This is a genomic window from Methylomonas sp. EFPC1, from assembly GCF_016925515.1.
Classification (GTDB): domain Bacteria; phylum Pseudomonadota; class Gammaproteobacteria; order Methylococcales; family Methylomonadaceae; genus Methylomonas; species Methylomonas defluvii.
Map to the genome: position 1 here is coordinate 1,467,294 of NZ_CP070494.1, position 22,221 is coordinate 1,489,514.

Annotated in this window: 21 protein-coding genes; 6 read left to right on the forward strand and 15 right to left on the reverse strand. The window is 50.0% G+C overall.

The features are described from left to right. The first annotated feature begins 322 nt into the window (after positions 1-322). Together JWZ98_RS06960 and JWZ98_RS06965 are read left to right on the forward strand one after the other, a co-directional pair. Positions 323-619, forward strand: coding sequence for a type II toxin-antitoxin system MqsR family toxin (locus JWZ98_RS06960; RefSeq protein WP_205453759.1), 297 nt, complete (start codon positions 323-325; stop codon positions 617-619). Beyond that, on the forward strand, positions 619-1,023 hold the full coding sequence (locus JWZ98_RS06965; RefSeq protein WP_240348247.1) for a type II toxin-antitoxin system MqsA family antitoxin: 405 nt from the start codon (positions 619-621) through the stop codon (positions 1,021-1,023). Before JWZ98_RS06960 ends, JWZ98_RS06965 begins: the two co-directional genes overlap by 1 nt. Positions 1,024-1,460: 437 nt before the next feature. On the opposite strand, the gene JWZ98_RS06970 is transcribed toward JWZ98_RS06965, so the two are convergent. The 6 genes from JWZ98_RS06970 to JWZ98_RS07000 all read right to left on the reverse strand — a co-directional run bounded on the left by JWZ98_RS06970 (position 1,461) and on the right by JWZ98_RS07000 (position 4,909). Then, complete coding sequence (locus tag JWZ98_RS06970) at positions 1,461-2,222, reverse strand: DNA adenine methylase (protein WP_205453760.1); 762 nt, start codon at positions 2,220-2,222, stop codon at positions 1,461-1,463. A 291-nt stretch (positions 2,223-2,513) separates the two neighbouring features. Beyond that, positions 2,514-3,272 carry a hypothetical protein gene (locus tag JWZ98_RS06980; protein WP_205453762.1) on the reverse strand — a complete coding sequence of 253 codons (759 nt, stop codon included), beginning with the start codon at positions 3,270-3,272 and terminating at the stop codon, positions 2,514-2,516. Between the two features lie 85 nt (positions 3,273-3,357). Then, positions 3,358-3,576 (reverse strand): DNA-binding protein, encoded by a 219-nt coding sequence (locus JWZ98_RS06985; protein WP_205453763.1) that lies wholly within the window; start codon positions 3,574-3,576, stop codon positions 3,358-3,360. Positions 3,577-3,676: 100 nt separating this feature from the next. After that, complete coding sequence (locus JWZ98_RS06990) at positions 3,677-4,129, reverse strand: Mu transposase C-terminal domain-containing protein (RefSeq protein WP_205453764.1); 453 nt, start codon at positions 4,127-4,129, stop codon at positions 3,677-3,679. Then, a complete protein-coding gene (locus tag JWZ98_RS06995; protein ID WP_205453765.1) occupies positions 4,129-4,578 on the reverse strand; it encodes a hypothetical protein in 450 nt (149 codons plus the stop codon). The genes JWZ98_RS06990 and JWZ98_RS06995 overlap by 1 nt, the downstream gene beginning before the upstream one ends. A gap of 1 nt (position 4,579) precedes the next feature. Then, positions 4,580-4,909 (reverse strand): helix-turn-helix transcriptional regulator, encoded by a 330-nt coding sequence (locus JWZ98_RS07000; protein WP_205453766.1) that lies wholly within the window; start codon positions 4,907-4,909, stop codon positions 4,580-4,582. A gap of 188 nt (positions 4,910-5,097) precedes the next feature. Here JWZ98_RS07000 and JWZ98_RS07005 point away from each other — a divergent pair, with 188 nt between their 5' ends. From JWZ98_RS07005 to JWZ98_RS07015, 3 genes are all read left to right on the forward strand, one after another. After that, positions 5,098-5,808 carry a helix-turn-helix transcriptional regulator gene (locus tag JWZ98_RS07005; protein ID WP_205453767.1) on the forward strand — a complete coding sequence of 237 codons (711 nt, stop codon included), beginning with the start codon at positions 5,098-5,100 and terminating at the stop codon, positions 5,806-5,808. Positions 5,809-6,530: 722 nt separating this feature from the next. Continuing rightward, on the forward strand, positions 6,531-7,973 hold the full coding sequence (locus JWZ98_RS07010; protein ID WP_205453768.1) for an alkaline phosphatase PhoX: 1,443 nt from the start codon (positions 6,531-6,533) through the stop codon (positions 7,971-7,973). A gap of 145 nt (positions 7,974-8,118) precedes the next feature. Continuing rightward, positions 8,119-8,844: a PEP-CTERM sorting domain-containing protein gene (locus JWZ98_RS07015; protein WP_205453769.1), complete on the forward strand. Its 726-nt coding sequence runs from the start codon at positions 8,119-8,121 to the stop codon at positions 8,842-8,844. Between the two features lie 185 nt (positions 8,845-9,029). Here the strand turns inward: JWZ98_RS07015 and purM are convergent, their stop codons facing one another. Continuing rightward, on the reverse strand, positions 9,030-10,073 hold the full coding sequence (purM, locus tag JWZ98_RS07020) for a phosphoribosylformylglycinamidine cyclo-ligase (protein ID WP_205453770.1): 1,044 nt from the start codon (positions 10,071-10,073) through the stop codon (positions 9,030-9,032). A gap of 96 nt (positions 10,074-10,169) precedes the next feature. Between purM and JWZ98_RS07025 the strand changes: the two genes are divergently transcribed. Beyond that, positions 10,170-10,985, forward strand: coding sequence for a DUF2066 domain-containing protein (locus JWZ98_RS07025; protein WP_240348248.1), 816 nt, complete (start codon positions 10,170-10,172; stop codon positions 10,983-10,985). Here JWZ98_RS07025 and JWZ98_RS07030 read toward each other — a convergent pair. The 8 genes from JWZ98_RS07030 to JWZ98_RS07065 all read right to left on the reverse strand — a co-directional run bounded on the left by JWZ98_RS07030 (position 10,971) and on the right by JWZ98_RS07065 (position 22,192). Beyond that, entirely contained in the window at positions 10,971-11,471 is a 501-nt protein-coding gene (locus JWZ98_RS07030) for a hypothetical protein (protein WP_033157297.1), read from the reverse strand. The genes JWZ98_RS07025 and JWZ98_RS07030 overlap by 15 nt on opposite strands. Positions 11,472-11,490: 19 nt before the next feature. Then, positions 11,491-12,858, reverse strand: a complete 1,368-nt coding sequence (locus tag JWZ98_RS07035) for a hypothetical protein (protein ID WP_033157298.1) — start codon at positions 12,856-12,858, stop codon at positions 11,491-11,493. Positions 12,859-13,028: 170 nt separating this feature from the next. Next, entirely contained in the window at positions 13,029-14,450 is a 1,422-nt protein-coding gene (gene ntrC, locus JWZ98_RS07040; RefSeq protein WP_205453772.1) for a nitrogen regulation protein NR(I), read from the reverse strand. Then, positions 14,437-15,492: a nitrogen regulation protein NR(II) gene (gene glnL, locus JWZ98_RS07045; protein WP_192394133.1), complete on the reverse strand. Its 1,056-nt coding sequence runs from the start codon at positions 15,490-15,492 to the stop codon at positions 14,437-14,439. The genes ntrC and glnL overlap by 14 nt, the downstream gene beginning before the upstream one ends. Before the next feature lie 561 nt (positions 15,493-16,053). Further along, on the reverse strand, positions 16,054-16,830 hold the full coding sequence (locus JWZ98_RS07050) for an exodeoxyribonuclease III (RefSeq protein WP_205453773.1): 777 nt from the start codon (positions 16,828-16,830) through the stop codon (positions 16,054-16,056). A 122-nt stretch (positions 16,831-16,952) separates the two neighbouring features. Further along, the gene (locus JWZ98_RS07055) at positions 16,953-17,945 is read right to left on the reverse strand and encodes an alpha/beta hydrolase (protein ID WP_205453774.1); all 993 of its coding nucleotides are present in this window, start codon (positions 17,943-17,945) and stop codon (positions 16,953-16,955) included. Between the two features lie 203 nt (positions 17,946-18,148). Beyond that, positions 18,149-18,943: a ParB/RepB/Spo0J family partition protein gene (locus JWZ98_RS07060; protein WP_205453775.1), complete on the reverse strand. Its 795-nt coding sequence runs from the start codon at positions 18,941-18,943 to the stop codon at positions 18,149-18,151. A gap of 168 nt (positions 18,944-19,111) precedes the next feature. After that, complete coding sequence (locus JWZ98_RS07065; RefSeq protein WP_205453776.1) at positions 19,112-22,192, reverse strand: hypothetical protein; 3,081 nt, start codon at positions 22,190-22,192, stop codon at positions 19,112-19,114. Positions 22,193-22,221: the final 29 nt, after the last annotated feature.

A 22,221-nucleotide genomic window follows, 5' to 3' on the forward strand; every position in this document is an offset into this window, starting at 1 on the left:
AGGGGGTATGTCTTGGTATTGGAGAAATGAAATAACCGAAAGATTGGCCGAATCTTTATCATACGACGCGATAACTCAGTTGGATATTCACACTATTTTCTATCCTCCATCTGTTGTTCTGGCTTTCTGGGCCTGCGTGTGTTTCATGCAATTCTTGAGTTCCTATGAAAAAGAACCATGACGATTTTTTATGGGCTCAGCTTGAAGTGCTTTCGGGTAATCCATAGCTTTGCCTGCTGTATTCGGCGGATTGGCTGATGGGTTCTGATTGATGTTTATGGCAGATTTGTTGGAACTAACCAATTAGGTTAATATCCTAGCCATGGAAAAACAAACACCCCATTGCAAACTGTCGGTTATCAGGACACTGATAGCCGACGGCAAGGTTAGAACGACCAAAAGCGCACGAGAAGGTGCGGCGGCTTTGGGATTTGATTTTGATGGCATGCTGGCGGTAATCCTGGGCTTAACCGGAGCGGATTTTTACAAGAGCATGACCACCCATGCCGACCATAAGGTTTGGCAGGATGTTTACCGACCCAAGACCTTGGTCGGAGATGTTTATTTGAAATTGACCGTCGTTGATGATGTGTTGGTCGTTTCGTTTAAGGAGTTGTGATGATGAAATGTCCGTCTTGCAGTGCTGCCGAGCTGGTGAAAGATACCCGAGACATGCCTTACACCTACAAAGGTGAGTCGACAATTATCCCGGACGTAACCGGCGAATTTTGCCCGGCCTGCGATGAAGTGATTACCGATGCCGAAGAATCCCGGCGCACCATGGCCTTGATGATGGAATTCAACAAGCAGGTCAATGCGTCGATAGTTGACCCCAGCTTTATTGCCAGCGTCCGCAAAAAATTGGCACTCGACCAAAAGGAAGCGTCGGAGATTTTCGGCGGCGGCATCAATGCTTTTTCCCGCTACGAGAACGGTAAAACCAAGCCACCGCTGGCGCTGGTTAAACTTCTAAAAGTCTTAGACCGACACCCGGATTTGTTGGACGAGGTTCGGACGGCTTAGCCTAGTTTTGGGCGCTGTCCCGTGGGACACTAGCGGGACACTTGCAGATAAATAAAGGCAGTAAACAGCAACAAAAGGCAAACAACAAAACGGGTTAACCGGATGATTTAATTGCTATTGTTTGTTGTGTCGTTTTGCAGTGTTTTGAATTTAACCGATTTGTAATCAGCCGGTCGCGGGTTCGAGTCCCATCGCCAGCTCCATATATATCAAAGGCTTAGGTTTTTTCACCTAGGCCTTTTTTATTGCTTGTACAAAATACCGTCCAAAATCGTTTGTGTAATCGGTAAAACCCCTGGTGACAAATTTTCACCCGGTTCTTAATTTCCCTGTCACCGATAGGGACTGCCGTTAAATCTGTAACGCCGCGCGATTTTTGTCGTAATTTTGCGCGATTTTTGTCGTAAGAAAAAACAGAAAACCGCGCCGATTTTTCGTTAAAAGTTCCTAATAATTAACTCCCTAGCTGGCTTGCGTTTGTCTCCGCCTGCAACTGTGTAATCAATGCCAACTGATTGCAGGTTTAAGTCGCCAAAAACAGCCCGCATTTCAGGGGTATCATTGAGAGAAATTATCATCTTCCCAGCTATAGTTTTTGCCTTCGAAGCCATCACTTCATAATTCTCAAAGCCAAACTCAACACCGTAACCTTCAGTCTGCCAATAAGGCGGATCGAGATAAAAAAGCGTGTGCGGCCGATCATATCGCTTGATGCACTCATCCCACGCTAAATGCTCAACAAACACCCTAGACAACCTTAAGTGCGCCGCAGATAACTCTTCCTCGATGCGCAGCAAATTCAGCCTTGGCTTACTAGTTGTAGCTATTCCGAATGTTTGGCATGAAACCTTGCCTCCAAAGGCCATCTTCTGCAAATAATAAAACCGTGCCGCTCTTTGTATATCGGTCAAAGTTTCGACATTCACCAACTTCAACCAATCGTACATTTGCCGACTGATCAAGGACCACTTGAACTGCCTGATAAACTCTTCGAGATGGTGTTTCACAACTCGATACAAATTAACAAGTTCACCATTGATGTCATTCAACACTTCACATTCAACCGCTGGCTTCATAAAGAATAGCGCCGCACCACCCGCAAACTGCTCCACATAGCAGCCATGATCAGGGAACAATGGCAAGATGGTTTTAGCCAGGCGCCGCTTACCGCCCACCCAAGGAATTATTGGATTTGCCATTATAAGACTCCAATTGAGACGCTCCAGGCGTTCTAGTTAGAGGCTCAATGGCCTTCAAAAAGTTAAGCCGCCCACAGCGTGGGCACTTGATTGAAAGACAGATATATTCGGCCTCCAATAATTTACGATTACAACTTTTACACCTAACAATTTCCATAATTAGCTACTTTGAACTAGCCTTGACACGCTATGTGCATAGCGCGGTGTCTCGGTCTGGAGCAGCCTGTTCTGCGGAGGATGGCGGAAAAGGATGCTCCAACATCTTTCTCCGTCGCACCGTTTAATTGATTATCACCATGAAAAATCAGCGATAGCATCAAGGTCATCAGGTACCAAACTCAAAGCCGCAAGGCGAGTATCCAGATGATTTAACGTATCGGTTATATGCGCGTCTATACCAAGTGCAACATCGATTATTTGGCTAGCGGTATGATCTCGCCGTGCCCATTCTCCAGATTGATTGCAGCACATAAACTTGTAGGGTTCTAGCTCGACACCAAATGCTTTTGCTTTGGAAAATCGAGCATTCATAAATGTCTGATCGTCCTTGGTTGTCGGATAACGGTGAACACTACCGAGGGCGTTATGATAGATTCCCGACGTTATCTGCGCAGCATTGGCAGCCTTAAGCTCGCCAACCTTAGCCGCCCTAGCGGCTACGTAATCGGCCGCCCATACGCTACCATTCCAACTATAAAAGCCGTCTGGCTTTGGCGTTTTCGTCAGGTTTCCAGGCAAATTACCAAGAGCCGAGTATTGTGACCGCATGCCAGTAGTCGTATCCCACACATCCCCCCTATTATCTTCGGCGATGCTCCAGCTCGTACCATCAAATACAGCCACATGACCAGAACTGACAAAATCCGGTGGCGCTACCAAAGTTTGTGCGTTGGAAGCGGTAGATGAATCAGCAATACCGAGATATTCACCTGTATCGGGATCATAGTGATAGTAAACAGGAGCGGTTGCCGAACCGTCGCGCGTTGCTGTTGCGCTCGATGGCAACCCCACCGAAAAGCCCGTAATTTTGCGCGTGCCGATATCGATCATGCTGGTTATTTCCGGCCTAAAGGGCCGGCCGTGCAACGGGTGCTGCACTTCGGCGTCGAAGGTGTGACCGTCGGCACTCCACACGTCATTCGGCCACAGCTCTTCGAAGGTGCGGCGCACGAAGGGCTTTTTGTGTGGCCTGGGGCAGGGCAGAAGCCGCATATTCACGACCGCCGCCGCGGCCTTCGCGTTGACGATGACGCCAGTTTTCGCGTTTTGCCACCCGATTAACAGCTTGCTCGGTGCCTGGCATCCCAGGCAGGCCGGCGAGTTGTTTGGCGGTGTAGAAGTGTTCGATACTCATAGCAGCCATCCGGCGAAAAGCCACGCCTGCACTATGCTAGAGAGTGCTAACAACCTAAACCAATGCAAGGGGCTTTTCATGACAGAAATCAATCAACAACTTAAACAAATCGAAGATCGTTTGCTTCGGCTCGAAGCAAATCATCGGATAACAACTGAAGATCAAGATGCGTTGATTCCAGTTTTGGCGTTTCTGCTCGAACAACTGCCAGACAATGCGGGCACACTATTTCTTTACAATCAGATTCAAGAACTAGGCGGCGCTCTTCCCGTATCTCATCCATTGCTTGAGCTATACGAGCTTCTCTGCCAACGCGCCGCCGCTCGCGAAAGGCCTCAATAACGTCTGCGGAAAATGCTTTAGGCATTACTCTCTCAGCTTCGGCGATAAATTCGCCATCTTCGCTATGTACCTTGATGGCCGAATTGTTGTCATCGTCATAGGTCACAAAAACCCGCGCCCCCTCTAAGCCGATCAATGCATCGGCATAAAACGCTTGTCCGTAAACATTGATTTGGCCGCGCATAACGCTACGCACTATTTCATTACTCATCACTCACTCCCCAACAACGCTTCTATATGTTTAATTCGGCTGTTCAAGTCCTTCATGGCCTGATCTTTCAGCATGACCAACTTGCCTAGCTCACCTCTTAAAGCATCCTTGCCATACGCGACCCGACCGCCGCGTTTATCCACCAGCCAGTTAGTTAAAACGTGGCTGTGGCAGACTTCTTCCAGCACCGGCGCCAGCCAAAACGGCAAGGCATGTTCTACCCGAGCCGGGCTGGCGTAGGCGTCCAGCATGTGTTTGGAAACGTCCTTACCGCTCACCCGCGACAGCTCTGCCGCCACGTCAAACCGGTCGCGCCGGCCGGATTCGATCAACATTAGGCTGACGCCTTCTGCCACTTCCCGGCTGTATTGGCATTCGCCGGGTGCGCAAAAATGCGCGGCCGGTATTTCGAAGATGTCTAACGTTTGAGAATCTTTGCCATCTTTCATGTCAGACACCCCCGTTAACTTTTACATTGCAGGTTTCGTGGTTAGCGTTAAACTGTTTGAAACCGCGCATTTTTCGCCCTCTATTAGGTTGGCCTTTGCTGTCGTAACGGCTGGGCCAAATGTCCTGGGGCTTTAATCCTATGGCGGCGGCAATCAACCGCTCACCGTTTGGATAAGGCATTTGGATCGCGACTTTCAACGTACCTGCCGACAATTTGTAATGCAAAGACAGCTGGCGTAACGACCAACCGGCCTTGCGCAAGGCGGCAATAATGTCAGCAGGATGCCAGTCTTCTAGGCTGGCTTTTTTTGGCTTGTTTAACTTGTCCATGGGTTAAACGATACCGTATAAAAGTACGTATGTAAATACATTCATACGAATATTTTTTTGTGTCGGAGTTTATTTTTCACAAAGGTTCGAGGTAAAAGATAAATGTTTATAAAAAACAATGACGTACAAAACTACGACGCAAATCGTTTTTATATGACAGAACTTCGACATACGTCGGAGTTTGATTTATGAACTCCGACACTGAGCTATTTGCGAGCAGGGTTTCTCTTTTGGTCGATATGGCCGGTGGTAATTCTGAGTTCGCACGAAAGTGCGATGTTTCAGAGGGTGTCGTAAGAAAATGGAAAAATGGAGAATCAGACCCATCGCGCACTAGACTGGTAACAATCGCGAATGCAATGAATGTATCAGTCAATTGGCTTGCTACTGGCGAAGACCCAATGTGCCAGCCAGATAGCGTCACCGAGAAGCCAAACGGTTATCAGGTCGCCACGCGCGCACCGTCCTCGCCTGATTCAGACGCTTATTGCTACATTCCTTTATATGATGTGTATGCCAGCGCAGGTCACGGCGCACTGATTGACGGTGAGCAAGTCATTGACAAGCTGCCTTTTAAACAAGAGTGGCTGCGCGGTGAGATGGGATTAAACCCCGATGATTGTTGCCTGATCAACGTCACCGGTGATTCGATGGAACCGTTGCTGCATAAGAAAGACGTGGTTATGTTGGACCGTTCCCAAACTCACGTAATCGAAGACGGTATTTATTGCTTAAGACTGGACGGCAGCTTATTGATTAAGCGAATCCAGCGCGTGATGGGGCAAAAGTTGAAAGTTATTTCGGATAACTCGGCCTATGAGGCTTTCGAGCTGGATAACGTTGACACCGAAGATCAGCAGATTATTGGCCGTGTTGTTTGGGTAGGAAAGAGCCTTTAATTTTCGCGCGTTTTTTGTCGCAGAGTTCCGAGTTTAGTGGTTTTGGCGTTAAAAAAATGCAAAATCCTATTTTTTGCCAAATCCCCTAAAACCCGCGCCATCCCTGCAAATTTCGCCAAATCCCACCAAATCCCACTACTGACAATCATTCTGCTAAATCACAAAATCTCCCTTTCCTCCGAAACGTGCGTGCGGTTTTCTGTGCGCAGTTCTCCAGTTGATGCTTTTCTCATGTTGGGTGTCTTTCGGTGTTACTGAAGCAATTCTGTATTCTGGAAATATTTGATGATGTGCCGTTCTGCACATGCCAATTCGCTGAGGTTTCTTGAGCAAAACAGAGAAAATAAGCAGTTTTCGTCCATTCGGACTTATTTCGCCAAACTTTTTTTAGGGACAGGAGTGCAATATCCGCTCTTGAGCGTCTTGTAGCCTAATGGCCATGCTGAGTCCCTGATGGGCACGACGTTTGTCGCCAGACATCGTCGGGGATTCAAATTCTTCTGGGTTGAAGGGCAGGAGTGGCTGCCAGTGGGAGTAGATAAGGTGATTTTAGTCGCAACATAATGAGTACTAGCGGCGTATTACATGTCACGAAAACTTAACAGAACTGCAACTTTAATTTCTTGAGCGCTGGTTAACATTCTTTCTGCAAATTCTGTGAGGCAGATTTTTGCGGAAGACCAAAAACAATTAACCGACTTTGCTTTAGGAATGACTTTTTTATGAAAGCTTTTAAATTAACTCTGATTGCCGCAGCTGTTACCGCTGGCGTTTCACCTTTGACTGCGCAAGCGGCTTCTACCGAATTCGACAATTTTACGCCAATGACAGGCAACACGGTTCCTGTTAACCCAGGTTCAGCGACACCTTATAAATTGTCTTCGCCCAATTTTACTCAACAAACCATCGCCGACCGTAAGACCCAAAACACCTTGGTGCCAGGTTCCAATTCAGGTAGCTGGGATATGATAGCCGCCAACGAAACCGGTCCTGACGCCGGTCGTTATTTGTTCATGCCGTTCGAAACCGGTTCCGCGGGCGTGCAACGTATCGATCTTTGGAATAACGACTACAACTCGCGCACCACCACTATCGTTGCGCCAGGTACGCAAGGTTTTGTTTCCGGCGATGCTTCTTTGTGGACACCATGGGGCGGCTATTTGACGGCTGAAGAATCTTGGGGTGCAGGTAGCAGTAAGGGCCGTTTGTTTGAAGTGACCAATGCCACCACTGCGGCGGCGAATGGCGGCACATTTATCCAACGTTCCATTCTGCCGCGTGTTTCTCACGAAGGTTTGGCGTTCGACAAAAACAACAACTTGTATTTTGTCGATGAATTGAACGGTGGTTCTGTATACAAATACGTATCGGCCAATCCATTTGCCACTAGCGGCGACAGCTTTTTTGCCGCGGGGCAAACATTTGCTTTAAAAGTCGGTGCAGGAGCCCAGTTTGAAGGCACTACCGGTGCTGCTATCACCGGTGCATCAACTTGGGAAGCTATTACCGATGTCAACGGTGGCGTTTTAGCCGGTATTTCCGCACAGCTTAGCGACGGCACGATCGACGGCCGCGTCAGCGCCGATAATGCCGCTGTAAAAGGCACAGGTTTTAATCGCCCTGAAGACATGGAAATTCAAAACTTGGCTAACGGTAACCAGTTTTTGTACTTCACGACTACCGATTCAGACACCGACGGCAACCAAGGCACCGGCCGTAGCCGCGTTTATTCTATTGATCTTGGCACTAGCGAAGTCAAACTGTTTGCCGACAGCAACACCATCGATTTGGCGACTGGTTTGGCGGCAGGCGGTGAATTCAAAAATGCCGATAACTTGGCTATTGATGCTGAAGGCAATATCTACATCGTTGAAGATCAAGATGGTGGTGTGGAAGATGTATGGTTTGCCAAGGATGCAGATCGTGACGGGGTTGCCGAGTCTCTCTCCAAATGGATCAGTTTGACTACTCAAGGTGCTGAAAGCACCGGTTTGTATTTTGACAAATTCAATCCAAACAAAGCGTATATCAACGTGCAGCATCCAGCTGACGGTATTGATCGCACCATTGAGTTGACTGCTGCGCCAGTACCGGTGCCAGGTGCTGTTTGGTTGTTCGGTTCAGCAATTGCCGGCATGATCGGCCTGCGCCGCCGTAAAGCCTGATTGCTTAGGGGGTAGGGCATGTTCCCAAATTGATTGATCGAAAGCCCGACTTTATGTCGGGCTTTTTTGTGATGGGCAGTCTTTCGGGCCCGATAAGCAGTCCGGAAATGTCTTCTTGACCACCAATAATTAAGAGAATCCAAACATGAACAAAAAAATGATGATGGCTAGCGCGCTAGTGGTTCTATCTGTAAGCGCCGGCGCGGAAGCGGCTGTAATTACACAATGGAATTTCAACTCGAATCCTGCTGATTCTGCCACCGGCACCGGCACAGGCGCCCCTAGCATCGGTAGCGGCTCGGCTTCGCTGGTAGGAGGCACCACAGCAACTTTTGCTAGCGGCGATGCGAGTGGCGGTTCATCCGACCCGGCGACAGGCGATGACAGTGGTTGGAATACCACCAGTTATGCGGCTCAAGGTGCCGGCAATAAAACCCGCGGTACGCGGTATCTGGTTAGCACGGTGGGTTTCAATAACATTCAGGTTAGTTACGACTTACGCCACAGCAATACGTCTTCTAAATATGAGCAAGTGCAATACACTACGGACGGTAGTACCTGGACTGATTTTGCCTTGTTTAGCGGCGCAGCAGGCGATACTTGGTTCAACGGCCGTTCAGTCGATTTCAGCAGTATCGCCGGGGTAGCCAACAATGCTAATTTCGGCTTTCGTGTCTTAGCGGCATTCGCGCCTTCAACAAGCGCATACGCGGCATCTTCTCCAACCGGTACTTATGGTTCTACCGGCACCTGGCGTTTTGATATGGTAACGGTATCAGGCACTGCGTTAGCAGCCGTACCAGTCCCTGGCGCAGTTTGGTTGTTCGGTTCCGCATTGTTAGGTTTTTTGGGCGTTCGCCGCAAAGCTTAATCACCGTAGTTCAAGATATTGGCAATTTCTTTAGGAATGGCGACATGAGGTGGCTTGCTTCAAAGCCGTTGGCAACTCACTGATCAGGAAATGACCTTCTTGGTGTTGAATTGATCGCAGATGAAACTGAAGATCTTTTAACGCCATGCCTGTGGATTTCAGGCATGGCGGAGATATTTTCAGAGTCAGGAGTAGATTACGTGCGGTTTGCCGTCGCCGATGACGATTTCGCCGATGCTGAAGGCGGTTTCGCCTTGCTGAGCCAATATTTCCAAGGTAGCGGCTTCGTCTTCTGCTGCGACGCAGACTATCATGCCGATACCGCAATTAAAGGTGACCAGCATGTCGGCTAATTCGACATTGCCTTGTTCTTGCAGCCAGGCAAAAATCTCCGGCAATTGCCAGGCGGAAAGCTGAACGCTGGCGTTCAAACCATTTGGCAATACGCGCGGCAGGTTTTCGGTGATCCCGCCGCCGGTGATATGGGCCATTGCGTGTACCGGCACAGTTTTCAGTAGTTCCAGCAGGGGCTTGACGTAAATACGGGTTGGAGTCAGCAAGGTTTCGCCTAGTGGTTTGCCGTTGACATTGTCGGACCAAGCCAGACCACTACGGGCGACGATTTTGCGAATCAAGGAATAGCCGTTGGAATGCGGGCCGGACGAGGCGAGGGCGATCAGTTTGTCGCCGGCTTTGACTTGGCTGCCGTCGATGATGCGATCTTTTTCGACGATGCCGACGCAAAAGCCGGCCAAGTCGTAATCGCCATCAGAATACATGCCTGGCATTTCCGCCGTTTCACCACCAACCAAAGCCGCGCCGGATTGCTCGCAGCCTTTGCCTATGCCTTCGATGACGCTGGCGGCGGTATCGACTTCCAGTTTGCCGGTGGCGAAATAATCCAGGAAAAACAGCGGTTCAGCGCCCTGGACGATGATGTCGTTCACACACATGGCCACCAGATCGATGCCGACGCTGTTGTGGATGTTTAAATCCAGCGCCAATTTCAATTTGGTGCCGACGCCGTCGGTGCCGGAGACCAACACCGGCTGTTTATAACGATCCAGCGGTAATTCGAACAGCGAACCGAAGCCGCCTAAACCGGCCATGACGCCCGCATTACGGGTTTTGGCCGCGATGGGTTTGATGCGCTCGACCAAAGCGTTGCCGGCTTCAATATCGACGCCCGCGCTTTTATAATTCAGGCGGTCTTGTTGTTGTTCGCTCAATGTCAGTCTCTCGTTAAAGTTAAGGTTGAAACGGGCGATATTGTACTATAGTTCCCATTAATGCACTGTCAGGGTAGGCTTGTGGTCAAGGTTTTTATGAAGGGTAAATCGGGGTTTTTCAGCCTATGTATGTGGGGATTGTTGTGCAATTGCCCAATAGTGGAGGCTGTCGAAGTAAAAGGTTTGTATGAGATTGAACTGATAGCCAACAGTCAATCCGCTGACGATAGGACGCAAGCAATCAAGCAGGCCATGTATGCCGTTTTGAGTCGGGTCTTGGTGTCTGAGGATATTTCCAAAATTCCGGTAGTGCAGCAGGCGTTGTCCAGTGCGCAGAACTATGTCAAGCAATCGCAATTTTCCTTGATTTCCGCCGATGAACTGCCTGACACCGACGCGCGTTTGCTTAGAGTGCAGTTTGATGAAGATCAATTGATGGAAGTCATGCGCAAAAGCCAAGTGGGTATCTGGAGTGAAATCCGGCCCGAAACCCTGGTGTGGCTGGTTGTCGATGACGAAGAGGGTAGACGGTTTTACAACGCTGACAGCATGCCTGAGTTGGAAAGTGCATTGGCGTTTGCGTCCAAAATTAAGGGCGTGCCGATGATATTTCCGATGCTGGATTTGGAAGAACAGCAAAAAATTTCACTAAGCGAAGTGCTGGGAGCTGATTCCCGCAATTTGTTGGCGGTATCCGCTCGCTACGAAGTGACCTCCGTGATGGCGGGTCACATTGCTAAGAAGGGTGATTGCTGGCAGGGCGAATGGGCGTTTTATTTCGATGGCAAGATCAAGCAATGGAGCGGGGCTTGTTTACCTTTGAAAGCGGCAGCGGTTGCGGGCGTGCAAGGCGCCTATGATGTGCTGTCGAATTATTACGGCGTTAAACCGGAGTCCTCAGCCGCCCACTAAGCTGTAGATGCCGTAGGCCCCGCCGTAAGTGGTTAGAAAATAGAATAAAGACACCACCAAACTGGCCGGAGTGTTAACCTGCAATACGTCTTTAAATATCCGCGCAATAATCGCCATGTCCCACATCAAAAACAATGCCAAGGTTGCATAGCTGGGCGTATCTTCCGCTACGGTCACCCAAAATACGATAGGAATCAGAAAGATCGCGACGACATTTTCACAAAACAAAATAGCCGACGCGACTTGTATGAAGGTGTTAAAAGTTCTATTCAGCAGTAACACCAGCGCGATAAAGCCCAGCGTTAGCAAGGTCTCCAGCAGCACTTCGAAGGCCGAATCAATGTCGTCCGACATGTTGAATTGAATAAAAAACACCGCGATAAAATAAAAAATCGCATTGTTTTTAAAAAAGCGCGTCGATCTGGGTAGATCCAATACCGAGACATTGAACCAGCACAGCGGGAAATAATGTCTGAAAATTTCCATCACGACGCACGCTACTTAATCAGTTTTCCTCTGAGTCGGCATAAGAATATGCGTCGTATTGGCTGCGATATTCCGGTTGCTGACCGTGGCTGAACTGGTCGTTCAATGCTTGTACCAGATCTTTGGTTTGTTCTATGAGACCGTTCAGTTTTTTGCGGTTTTTCTTGTTTTTACCGACTGGGTCGGTGATGGGCATTAAAATTCGCCAGAAACTCAGGCTTTTTTCAAACAAACCCGCCAAGTCTTCACTGAGATTCAATTGTTTCTGCCGCTTGTGCAAGTGCTTGATCAGGAATTTGGCATGCACGCGGCTGACGATTATATGTAGCGGCGTCAATAAGGCAATCAGTGTTGCGAGGATGGCCGGGCCGATAATCGGGTCGATCAGTAGTTCGAGTATCCCCACCGCAATTTCCGCAAATAACATCAGCATTACGATAAAGCCCAGCACAATGAGGGTGGAGGCGTTGCATCTGTCCTTCCAGGTGGTTAACGCTTCTTCCACTTCCGAAAAAATGGTGTCGTCGATGGCGCGGATGCTGTTTTCCAGCGTACCGAGTATGCGGTAAGAGCGATCGTTATTGATGTTGTTGAAGCGCTGGTCGAACAGCGAAGTATCGCCCGATTGCGATAACACAATAAATTGGCCGGTGTGGATGCCCAGTTCGGCCAAGCGGCGTTGCCAGGATGCGGCGATTTCTTGGCTTTTCAGCGCATCGATAGTTATTTCCGAATGGTCGATCACGAAAATGAATTTATTGGCATCCTGGTGAGCAACGATCTCGGCCAGGGTGTCCTTAATCAAATCGGCATCGGCCTCGAACAAGTCGTTAAATACCAATACCAAATCGGAGATGCCTATCACGTATTTTCGCAACAGGCCGGAGACTGGATTTTCCGCGGCCGGATTTAATACCGGGGTGTCAATCAACAGCTTGTTTTTTAATTTGCTGCTATTGACCGTGACCAGTTCCAGATAGCCGTTGAGTTTGCTGCCTTCGCCGTTGGCGACCAAATCGATTTGACGGCTGATTTGATAGAAAGGTAAGCGGTGGTCGGCGTCCAGTGCGGTGCCGGGTAGCGTCGCGGTATTGGTTTGTGGCGTATATTGCAGTACGGTGAATTTATGGCGGGCGGTGTGTAGTTGCACGCCCAGGTAACGATTAACAAAGTCTGATTTGGCGGGCGAGTAACCGCCCAGCGTGCTGACGATGGGCCACCAACTTGTCTTGCGTGCGGTGGTCTCGTCGTTATCGATCAACCCCAGTTCAAACTCGATTTCATCCAGGTCCTGGAATATCTTGGCGGTTTTTTGCAAAACCGGATCGTTCGCCGCGAACTGCCGTTCAAGATTGCTCAGGTGTTTACTTACCGTTTTATCCGCCATTAGATATGAACCTTCTCTGCTTGTTATTGAGGTTAATCAGACGGCGGGAGTATACACCGATGGCATTTAAACGGATAAAAAACCTGCCGGTTTTTGCCGGTCAAAATGCCCCCGCAAACGGCTGTCGCAAATACCAAGCTGCGCCGGAAATGGCGGCTTTCCGGCCGCGCTTATTCTCTAATATCCAGCTCCTTGATTTTGCGGGTCAAGGTATTACGGCCATAGCCCAATAATAGTGCCGCTTCGTGTTTGCGGCCATGCGTATGATTCAAAGCCGCCTCGATCAACAGGGTTTCCAAGGTGGGGATAGCCTGCTTGGCGATGTCCACTTTACCGGTCGATAATTGCTGCTTGACCCAATTTTTAAACTGGCTTTCCCAATCTCCCGGTGTTGTGTCGCCGGATGCGGAATCGCCGCTATTGTGGGTCAGTTCCGGCGGTAAATCTTCCAGATGAATTTCCCGGCCCGAGGCCATCACCGTCAGCCAGCGGCAGATATTCTCCAATTGCCGCACGTTGCCTGGCCACCTCAAGCCGCTTAAAAATGCCTCGGTTTCCGGTTTTAACAGTTTGATTTCGGTATTCAGTTCCTTCGCGCTTTGATAGAGATAATGCCGCATCAACAAGCCTATATCCTGCCGGCGTTCGCGTAAGGGCGGGATATGAATTCGAATCACGTTCAGGCGGTGAAACAAATCTTCGCGAAACCGGCCTTGCGCCACCAAAGCTTCCAGATCCTGGTGGGTGGCGGCAATGATCCGCACGTTGACTCGCACTGAAGTATGCGCGCCCACCGGATAAAACTCGTTATCTGCCAGCACCCGCAGCAAGCGGGTTTGCAATTCGGCGGGCATGTCGCCGATTTCGTCCAGAAACAGCGTGCCGTTATTGGCTTGCTCAAACCGACCGATGCGCCGGGCTTGGGCGCCGGTAAATGCACCTTTTTCGTGGCCGAACAGTTCCGATTCCATCAAATCTTTGGGGATCGCGGCCATATTCAAGGCAATGAATGGCTGCTCGGCACGCGGACTGTGGCGATGCAGGGCTTTGGCGACCAATTCCTTGCCGGTCCCCGATTCGCCATTAATCAACACGGTGATGTGCGAGCGGGCCAGACGGCCTATTGCCCGAAACACTTCCTGCATGGCCGGCGCTTCACCGATGATCTCCGGGGTTTCCTCGACGGTAGGCGGGGCTTGCACAAGGTCGCTTTGCCGCTGTTTGCTGTGCGCGCAGGCGCGTTGTACGGTTTCGACCACTTCGGTGACGTCAAAGGGTTTGGGCAAGTATTCGAAAGCGCCGCCGTGAAATGCCGACACTGCGCTTTCCAAGTCAGAATGAGCGGTCATCACGATCACCGGTAAATCCGGATAACTGTTTTGAATGTTCCGCAGCAACTCGAAGCCGTCCATGCCCGGCATGCGAATATCCGTGATCAGCACTTGCGGGAGTCCGCCGGGGAGCGATTTTAGCAATTCGTTGGCGCTGGCGAAGCTTTGAGTATGCACGCCGGCTTTTTGCAAGGCTTTTTCAAGTACCCAGCGGATGGATTTGTCATCATCGACAATCCAGACCTTGTCAGGTATTTGCATGATTCGTCTCCAAAGGTAGGTAGATGGAAAATACGGTATTGCCCGGCTCGCTTTCGCATTCAATCAAGCCGTTATGCTGGTTGATCAAAGATTGAGCAATCGACAGGCCAAGTCCGGTACCCTCGGCGCGGCCGGTGATCATCGGATAAAAAATCTGTCCCATCAGCTCGGGTTTAATGCCCGGACCGTTATCGATAATGTCGATTTTCACGGTCAGCTTATAGCGTTTGCGGCCTATAGTCATATGCCGCTGCACCCGGGTTTTTATCGTAATCACGCCATGGTTTTGCACGGCTTGTACGGCGTTGCGGACGATATTGAGTATGGCCTGGATCAGCTGATTTTTATCGGCGAAGATCTCCGGGATGCTCGGATCGTAATTGGTATGCAGCATAATGCCGTGGGCGGCCTCCACCGTAACCAGATGTCGGACCCGTTCCAATACCTCGTGAATGTTCAGCTGGCTTTTATGCGCAGGTTTGTTGGGGCCGAGCATTTTGTCCATCAGATCCTGCAAGCGGTCCGATTCGGCGATAATGATTTGCGTATATTCCTTTAATTCAGGATCTTGCAATTCCAGGTCCAACAATTGTGCTGCGCCGCGCAAACCACCTAGCGGGTTCTTGATTTCATGCGCCAGGCCGCGCACCAGCATGCGGCTGGTGTTTTGCTGGGCCAGCAACTGTTCTTCTTTGGTGATCCGCAAATGCCGGTCTACCTGTTGCAGTTCGATCAGGATTTCGCTTAATTTCCCGTCCTCGAGCAAGGGTGTGGCGCTGAGGTTAACCGTAATCGATTGGCTGAGCCGTTCTAGGATTAATTCTCTATCGACCAGCGGCTCGAGCAAATACAAGCGCGGTAATAAATCGTTAAATAGCGTGTTGTGCGCGGTTTTGAACAGTTTGTGCGCCGTTTGGCCGAGCAAATGCTTGGCGCTGTCGGCAAGCAGCATTTCGCCGGCGGGATTGATATAGGTCAGGCGCAAGTCCTTGTCGAACAGCAGGATTGCTTCGTTTAAATGATCCAGTATCTTTTTGTGCACGGGTTAATTTAAGTGTTAAGAGTTGTAGTGAACAAGCAATTTGCACGCCAAGCGTAAAGTTGCCTTATTGCCTCATTTGTCTGATAAAAAACGGCTCTAATGCACAATATTAGTGCGTTCGCCCAATTTGATGGTTCATGTTAGTGCAAGGGTGGATGCGGAGTGGGATTTTTATCGCTATTCCGGCTTTAAGCCTTATGCTTAGGAATACGATCAATATCGATTAAGGCGGCTAAAATGTTTGGGAACCCTATCAGCAGCTCGAATACGTGGTTATGTGTCATATGGTTGCACAATATTGGTGCGATAAGGGTTGGGTTGAATCAAGCGAAGTTCCGGGGTGAGAGTGACCCATTCAAGCCGTTTGCATCGAGTATTCTGGTCGCTGTTCCCGCGGAGATGAAGGCGTCATGGGTTGAAGGGCTAGTGAATAAACCGGTAGGTGATCTCTGGCAATGGCACACTTTGAACTGAATTGGTGCGCCTTTTGGCATCGGTAACCAGGCTGGTGCGTCAGTCGAACAACTGCTTCGCTAATTCGGTGCGTTTGTCGATTGGCGGCTAGTCTGCGTAATCAACGATCAATGGCGCATGGTCGCTGAAGCGTTGCTCTTTAAAAATGCTGGTTGATTGTGCACGATTGGCTATACCCGGCGTGGCGACTTGATAATCGATACGCCAACCGACATTTTTGGCCCAAGCCTGGCCACGATTGCTCCACCACGTGTAGCAGGCGTCGGTAGCGTCGGGATGTAGTCTGCGATAAACATCTACCCAGCCCAGCTCATCATATATTTGGGTCATCCAGGACCGTTCCGCCGGCAAAAACCCGGAGTTTTTCTGGTTGCCGCGCCAATTTTTCAAATCCGCTTCTTTATGGGCGATATTCCAGTCGCCGCAAATGACCACTTCCCGGTCGCTGGCTTTGAGGTCGGCAAGATGCGGATAGAAGCGTTCCATCACGCTGTATTTGACGGTTTGTCGTTCCTCGCTGCTGGAGCCGGACGGCAGATACAGGGAAATGACCGATAGATTGCCGACTTGCACTTCCAGATAGCGGCCTTCGCTATCGATGTCCGCATGGCCCAGGCCTTCAATTACCTTGTCTGCAGGTTGTTTGCTATAGATACCGACGCCGCTGTAGCCCTTCTTTTCGGCATAATGAAAATAACCGTGCAGACCGTTCGGCGCCAGCATCTCGGCTGTCATATCGCCGGCCTGGGCTTTAAGTTCTTGTAGGCAGACGAAGTCTGGATTTTGGGTGTCTAACCAGTCGTAAAAACCTTTTCTGGTTGCCGAGCGAATGCCGTTTAGATTGGCGGAGATGATGCGGAGCATGGACTTTGGTTGGGGAATAGGTTAATAAACTGCGTCGCAGTTTAACAGTTTCGATGCCATCGTCCCAAAGCGCTTACGGCCGCTTGGCCGACACTCCGCGCACGTCTGTCGGGAATGAGGCTTTAACCCTTACTCAACAATTGCCGGGCGCGTGCGTCCGCGCCGGAAGGCAGCTGGTTTGGGCCGGATTTGATCCAGGCGACGATGTCCTGCCAGGCGGTGGGGGCTTGTAGATCGCGGAGCAGCATGTGATAACCGTTTTGGTAAATGGCCACGGTTTTTTCCGCGGTATCGGTAGTCAGCATTTGTTGCAAGAAAGCGTAGGTGGGTTCCTTGGGGATGACTTCGTCTTTCTCGCCGTACAGCATCAGGGTATGCGCCCTTAGCGAGTTTGCACTATCAAACGCCGCATCCATCAAGTTAGTTAAGCCGTAGACCGTTTCCACGCGGGTGGCTTTGATGACCATCGGATCGCGGCCCATCGCCCGCAACATATCGATATTATCCGACGGTAAAATTTCCAGTCCGCTGCCGGTCAAAGTCAGCCAGGGCATGCTGTGCGCCAGTGTCCACAGTAAGCTGGTTTGATACCAAGGCATGGTCGATCTGGCCCATAGCGCCGGCGCGGCCAGGATGATGCCGGCGACGTCCGGCATGTTTTCCTGCTGCATGGCGGTGATCACAATCGCACCGCCCATGCTTTCGCCCAGCAGGTAAATCGGTTTGTCTGGGTAGCGCTGTTTCAGCAGTCGGGTTAATTGTTTTAAATCCTGCGCGTATGCGTCACTGCCGGCCCACAACCCGCGTTGCGGCGCCGCGCCGAAACCGCGTTGGTCGTAAGCAAAACAAGCGATGCCGAGTTTGCTGAAATAGTGGCCAGGCGCATCGAAAAAGTGGCTGTAATCGTTAAAACCGTGCAGCGCGATGATCACTGCATTGGGTTCTGCCTCGGGCAGCCACCGCCGTAGCGGCAGACTTGCACCGTCTTCGGTTAGGAAAGCATTGTCGCCTAACTGCGCGGTATTGGTTCTGGCGCCGGGTGGATAGCTCATTGGCATGCAGCCGTTCAGCGACAGCAGCACTAATAAGCCGACCAGTTTGCCTGCGTGTGGCATGCGTTGTCGATAGGTTCTGCGAGCGTTCACTATTTTCAAAACAAGATTGTTCATCGCTAACACATTATTTCAGTATTGAATTTCCCAAAATATCCCCGAGTGTGATGCGCAAAAAGGGGCATTGTTCCGGTCAAACTTATCTTAGCTGAAGTGGATGCCCAATTTTATGACAATTCAGGAATGGCTAGTTTCCTGTTATCGAACTATTCATCGTCCCACAACACGGGAAATGCTTTACGCACCCGCTCGATGGCCTCTTGATCGACGTTTTTACCGCGCAAGGTCAATACCAAGGCATAAATATCCTGGGTGCTGACCTTAAACGTGCGTTTGGGATCGGTTTTTACGGAGCTGGACAAACGCTTGATTGTGGTGTGAAAGGGCAGGGGTTTGGCGACTGCTTGCACGGGCCGCGACAGCTCACTTTCGATGATCTGTTTTTCGTTGCCGGGCGGTGCGTTTAAGGCTTTGCGCAAGATGTCGCGCGCCCTGGTCCAGGACAGCTCGCCGCCGGCCAGTTTTTCGCGCATCGTCTCCGTAGTCAGCGGCGCGTAGCGAATGATGTCGTCGATCCAACTGACGCTTTTGTCGAAGAATTCGGCGATGCGCTCCCTGGACCAGTTGGCATTGTTCAAGTAAATCACCGTTTGAAAATAATCGGTGATGCAGGTATCGACGCGGTCGGAATTCAGCTTCAGATTCAGTGCCTTGATTTCATCCGGATCGCCGGTGACGATTCTGACATCCACTCTGTCGAAATAGCCGGGATTGGCGCGGCGGATACCTTGAATGGCTTCCATGCGATGAAAGCCGCCGACCAGATAGTATTCGCGATTGTTACGTTCCCATACCATCAGTGGCTCAAACAGGCCGTTGACCAGAATATCTTTTTCCAGATGCGCGACCTTGGCCCGATCCAATTCCCGGTGGTTGGTCAGGGTGTGGTGAAATTCGATTTGGTCGATGGGAAGATATTCATAGCGTTTGGTAGCGAGCATAGGCGGTTCTCTGGGTTGTCAGGTGTCTATAAAAAGACTTAAGCGAACTTAAGCCAATATCTTACTAACGCAGGATTTACGGTACCACCATCGCATTTTTTTATACGAAATTCAATCGCGTAGGTCCTCTTGCCGGAGATGCTAACGGCCTAAAATGGAATGGCCCTGTTAGCCAAGCACCTTCAACACGATCGATAAGTAGTCGGTGTAGCCGATGGCGGCGGCCATAATGATTAACAACACGCCTTGAAAAATGGGGCGTTGTACAAAAGGCTTATAAGTGTCCTCGGCATACCGTTCAGCCAAGTCAGACAGACTTGCCAGTTTGCCGGCTAGTGGAGGGTTGTCGGCGTTACCTTGATTGGCTATGGACAGGCGGCGCAGATTTTTCAGAGATTCGTGTTCGGTTTTATCCGCCACTGCTTTTAGGCGAAAATCACAATAGAACAAATAGGCGATGCAAACGCCGATCACGATCAACAATCCGGGCGGTGTATGCCAGTTATCAAAATAACTCATTCGTGCCAACACCATAAGGGCCGCAGCGAATAGCGGGTAAGAGATCAGGCGGCTGGCTTGTTGCGTCATATCGCCCACTAGACGGATCGTCACCCAATCCTGTAGGTAAGCGTTATCGATATTCAGCGTGGCGCGATATTCTTCCGTCATCGATACCGGCCAAGGCTCGGCACGCGGAATGGAGCGGATAAACTGGATGATCGCTTGCGCTGCTTCGGTGACGCTAATCATCAAAAACAAATAGGTCGGGACTAACACCAATCGTAACAATATAAAGTCGAGGTGATAGATAAACTCGCCGCGATATGGTGTAAACGGTATGCCCAGTGACAGAATTATGGCAAAGGTGAGTAGCCAAGCCGCTAGCGTCAAGATGCCAACTCTACCCACACTCAAGTTTCGTTCAAGTCGTTTTTGTAATAATTGATCATGCGCATAGCAACGATTGTCGGCAGACACCCCAAACTTACCGCTGAAATTCAGCCGTTCCCAAAATAACAGCGGAAACTTGACGGTTTCGATTACCCAAAACACCGTCGCCACCAGCGCCGCAAATCGGATCGCCTCAGTTGACCACATACTGACACCCTCTATTAGCGCTATAGGTTCGGTCTGTTCAGTGTTCAGCACGAATGCCGTTAATCCGCAACCCACTAACAGACAAAACAGCAGCCAAGTTCGTTGCAAACTTAGTACGCTGACTTCTACCGGCAGTTTGGCAGCATCCGCGATTTTTATTTTACGAAGAAAATAAAGCCATAGGCAGGCAAACAACAAGGCGCAGATTAGAATTTTCAGCGCGATACGGAAAAACTTTAAAAAGGGTTGATCCGCTAATAATGGTTGCTGCTCGATGTCCATTCTTCGGGCCTTATCCCTAGTGTTGTCGGCTGCCTGGATAAATCTGGCCATAGGGCCAAGCATCTTGCAATCCTTACGTCTGGTTTGAGGTTCGGAATTCGCATGGCTGAGCGGGAACGCCTTGGTACGACCGATTTCGTGTATCGCTGGGTGGCTGAACACTGTTTGGTCTAATAGGCTTTGACTGTCTATGGTATTGCATATTTCCGTTAACGACGTCGGCTCAGAGGAAGCGGGATTGGAGTCCCATAATGCCATTTGCGCGGCTAAAAAATAGGCGGTTTGGTAACTGTCGCGGAATGGCGGAACGCCGTGTTGCAATTCCTGTGGCAGTTGTAAGCCGAAACTGGATACCACAATAAGGTTCCGCGCCCACTCGTTTTGATCTGGGTGTAAAAACCGGGCATCCATGACGTTCGTGAAATACCAAATGTCCGGAAACTTCGCATGTAGTGCTTGCAGTACCAATAGTTTGTCGTAGACATCGCTACCTAGGACCCCGATGGCGCCAATGCTGTGGTTGCTGTCTTCAAGCTTCTCTTCTATGTCTTGGATCTGATTGGTCAGCCGGCGCATGTAGTCGAATTGACTATCGCCGTCGGCATGTTCCATGGCTTTCGATGCCTCGGAGGAATTACTGGATTCATTGTCGCCGGACTTAGTAGCGGTAATCGGTGAGCTTTGGCCTCGCAGCGTTTTGCCGTCCAATCCGCGAAAATAAGTGTATTGGTGTACGTATTGGCGTAGGCAGTCTGATTTTGGAGTTAATTGCCCATCGCAATCCGTAGCCGGATTTTCCCCGTTCATAGCAGTCTTGACTAAGGCATCCGCAAATGTGGTGCCTATATGGTAGGCATACAATGATTCGGTTTCGGAAATCAATACCACGTGCTTAGTGGAATTAGCCAACTCGGCGCGGTTGCCGATTCGGACGCCGCGTAGTTCCAATTCTTTACTCAATGCAGTGGCTAACTGGCTGTCGGTTGCGGTTGTACGAATAAAAGGCAGGCCAGCTCCAAAATGCTTGGTCAAATTGCTGGGTTCATTCGTGTCTGGAGTCCTGGTACCAAACAGCAATTTACCTTCATCGACTGTCGCTCGAGGCGAATACATTCGAAATAAGGGTTTTCCATCGGATTTAGCGGCCGGCTTGACTGCTCGAGCCATGGTTTGCAATTCATCAGAACTCGCCGGCCCCAGCACATTGAATTCCAGCTTGAATTGACTGTTTTTCAGATAAATCTTGCGGAGATTCTCGAACAAGTCGCGTAGCGGCTGATAGCCGAACAGCTTGTTGTCCAGGTATAACACTAAGATCGGCGGATGTTTATCGTCATCCCGAAGTGAGTACACTGGATTGGGTTTCCACACCAGAGATTCGAAGGCGATTAAGGTACTGGTATCGTTAAGCCGGTAATTGACGTAGCCAATATGCTCCGCGTCACTAGGCGCATACTCGTTGTTTTGGTCGGCTGTCAGTCCGGACAGCACCGCATAGCGGATACGTCGGCGGGTTTCTACGTCTTCCTGATAGTGACCATTCGGCATCAGAGTGGCCATCACAATTTGCCGCGTGTCGCGTAATTCACCCAACTGCTTTTGAACGGTTTTTATCACTTCTTCAGTGTTTTTATATTGCTGATAATTCTCGCGGTTTAAATTTTGGTTGGCGATGGCTTCGAATGGGTCTTGCCACAAACGCGCGTCCACGTCCGATTTAAACCCGGCTTGCTGCTGCGGTATCGGTGCTTTGTTAGGTCTGGAATCGTTGAAGGGGCTTTGACCGACGAACAGGCTGCCACCCAGAATAATCAAGAGCAAACTTAATACGTTTGGAGAAATCAGCGAGGATTTGTTTTCTTTGGACATAAGCGCCAAGCTCTGATTGATATGGAGAG

Coding starts and splice junctions, on each gene's coding strand:
- JWZ98_RS07065 (WP_205453776.1), bottom strand. CDS start 22,192: ATGTCCAAAGAAAACAAATCCTCGCTGATTTCTCCAAACGTATTAAGT.
- JWZ98_RS07060 (WP_205453775.1), bottom strand. CDS start 18,943: ATGCTCGCTACCAAACGCTATGAATATCTTCCCATCGACCAAATCGAA.
- JWZ98_RS07010 (WP_205453768.1), top strand. CDS start 6,531: ATGAAAGCTTTTAAATTAACTCTGATTGCCGCAGCTGTTACCGCTGGC.
- JWZ98_RS06970 (WP_205453760.1), bottom strand. CDS start 2,222: ATGGCAAATCCAATAATTCCTTGGGTGGGCGGTAAGCGGCGCCTGGCT.
- JWZ98_RS06985 (WP_205453763.1), bottom strand. CDS start 3,576: ATGAGTATCGAACACTTCTACACCGCCAAACAACTCGCCGGCCTGCCT.
- ntrC (WP_205453772.1), bottom strand. CDS start 14,450: ATGCAAATACCTGACAAGGTCTGGATTGTCGATGATGACAAATCCATC.
- JWZ98_RS07025 (WP_240348248.1), top strand. CDS start 10,170: ATGAAGGGTAAATCGGGGTTTTTCAGCCTATGTATGTGGGGATTGTTG.
- JWZ98_RS07030 (WP_033157297.1), bottom strand. CDS start 11,471: ATGGAAATTTTCAGACATTATTTCCCGCTGTGCTGGTTCAATGTCTCG.
- JWZ98_RS07050 (WP_205453773.1), bottom strand. CDS start 16,830: ATGCTCCGCATCATCTCCGCCAATCTAAACGGCATTCGCTCGGCAACC.
- JWZ98_RS07015 (WP_205453769.1), top strand. CDS start 8,119: ATGAACAAAAAAATGATGATGGCTAGCGCGCTAGTGGTTCTATCTGTA.
- JWZ98_RS06960 (WP_205453759.1), top strand. CDS start 323: ATGGAAAAACAAACACCCCATTGCAAACTGTCGGTTATCAGGACACTG.
- JWZ98_RS06980 (WP_205453762.1), bottom strand. CDS start 3,272: ATGATCGATATCGGCACGCGCAAAATTACGGGCTTTTCGGTGGGGTTG.
- JWZ98_RS07000 (WP_205453766.1), bottom strand. CDS start 4,909: ATGGACAAGTTAAACAAGCCAAAAAAAGCCAGCCTAGAAGACTGGCAT.
- JWZ98_RS07035 (WP_033157298.1), bottom strand. CDS start 12,858: ATGGCGGATAAAACGGTAAGTAAACACCTGAGCAATCTTGAACGGCAG.
- JWZ98_RS06995 (WP_205453765.1), bottom strand. CDS start 4,578: ATGAAAGATGGCAAAGATTCTCAAACGTTAGACATCTTCGAAATACCG.
- JWZ98_RS06990 (WP_205453764.1), bottom strand. CDS start 4,129: ATGAGTAATGAAATAGTGCGTAGCGTTATGCGCGGCCAAATCAATGTT.
- JWZ98_RS07005 (WP_205453767.1), top strand. CDS start 5,098: ATGAACTCCGACACTGAGCTATTTGCGAGCAGGGTTTCTCTTTTGGTC.
- JWZ98_RS07055 (WP_205453774.1), bottom strand. CDS start 17,945: ATGCCACACGCAGGCAAACTGGTCGGCTTATTAGTGCTGCTGTCGCTG.
- JWZ98_RS06965 (WP_240348247.1), top strand. CDS start 619: ATGATGAAATGTCCGTCTTGCAGTGCTGCCGAGCTGGTGAAAGATACC.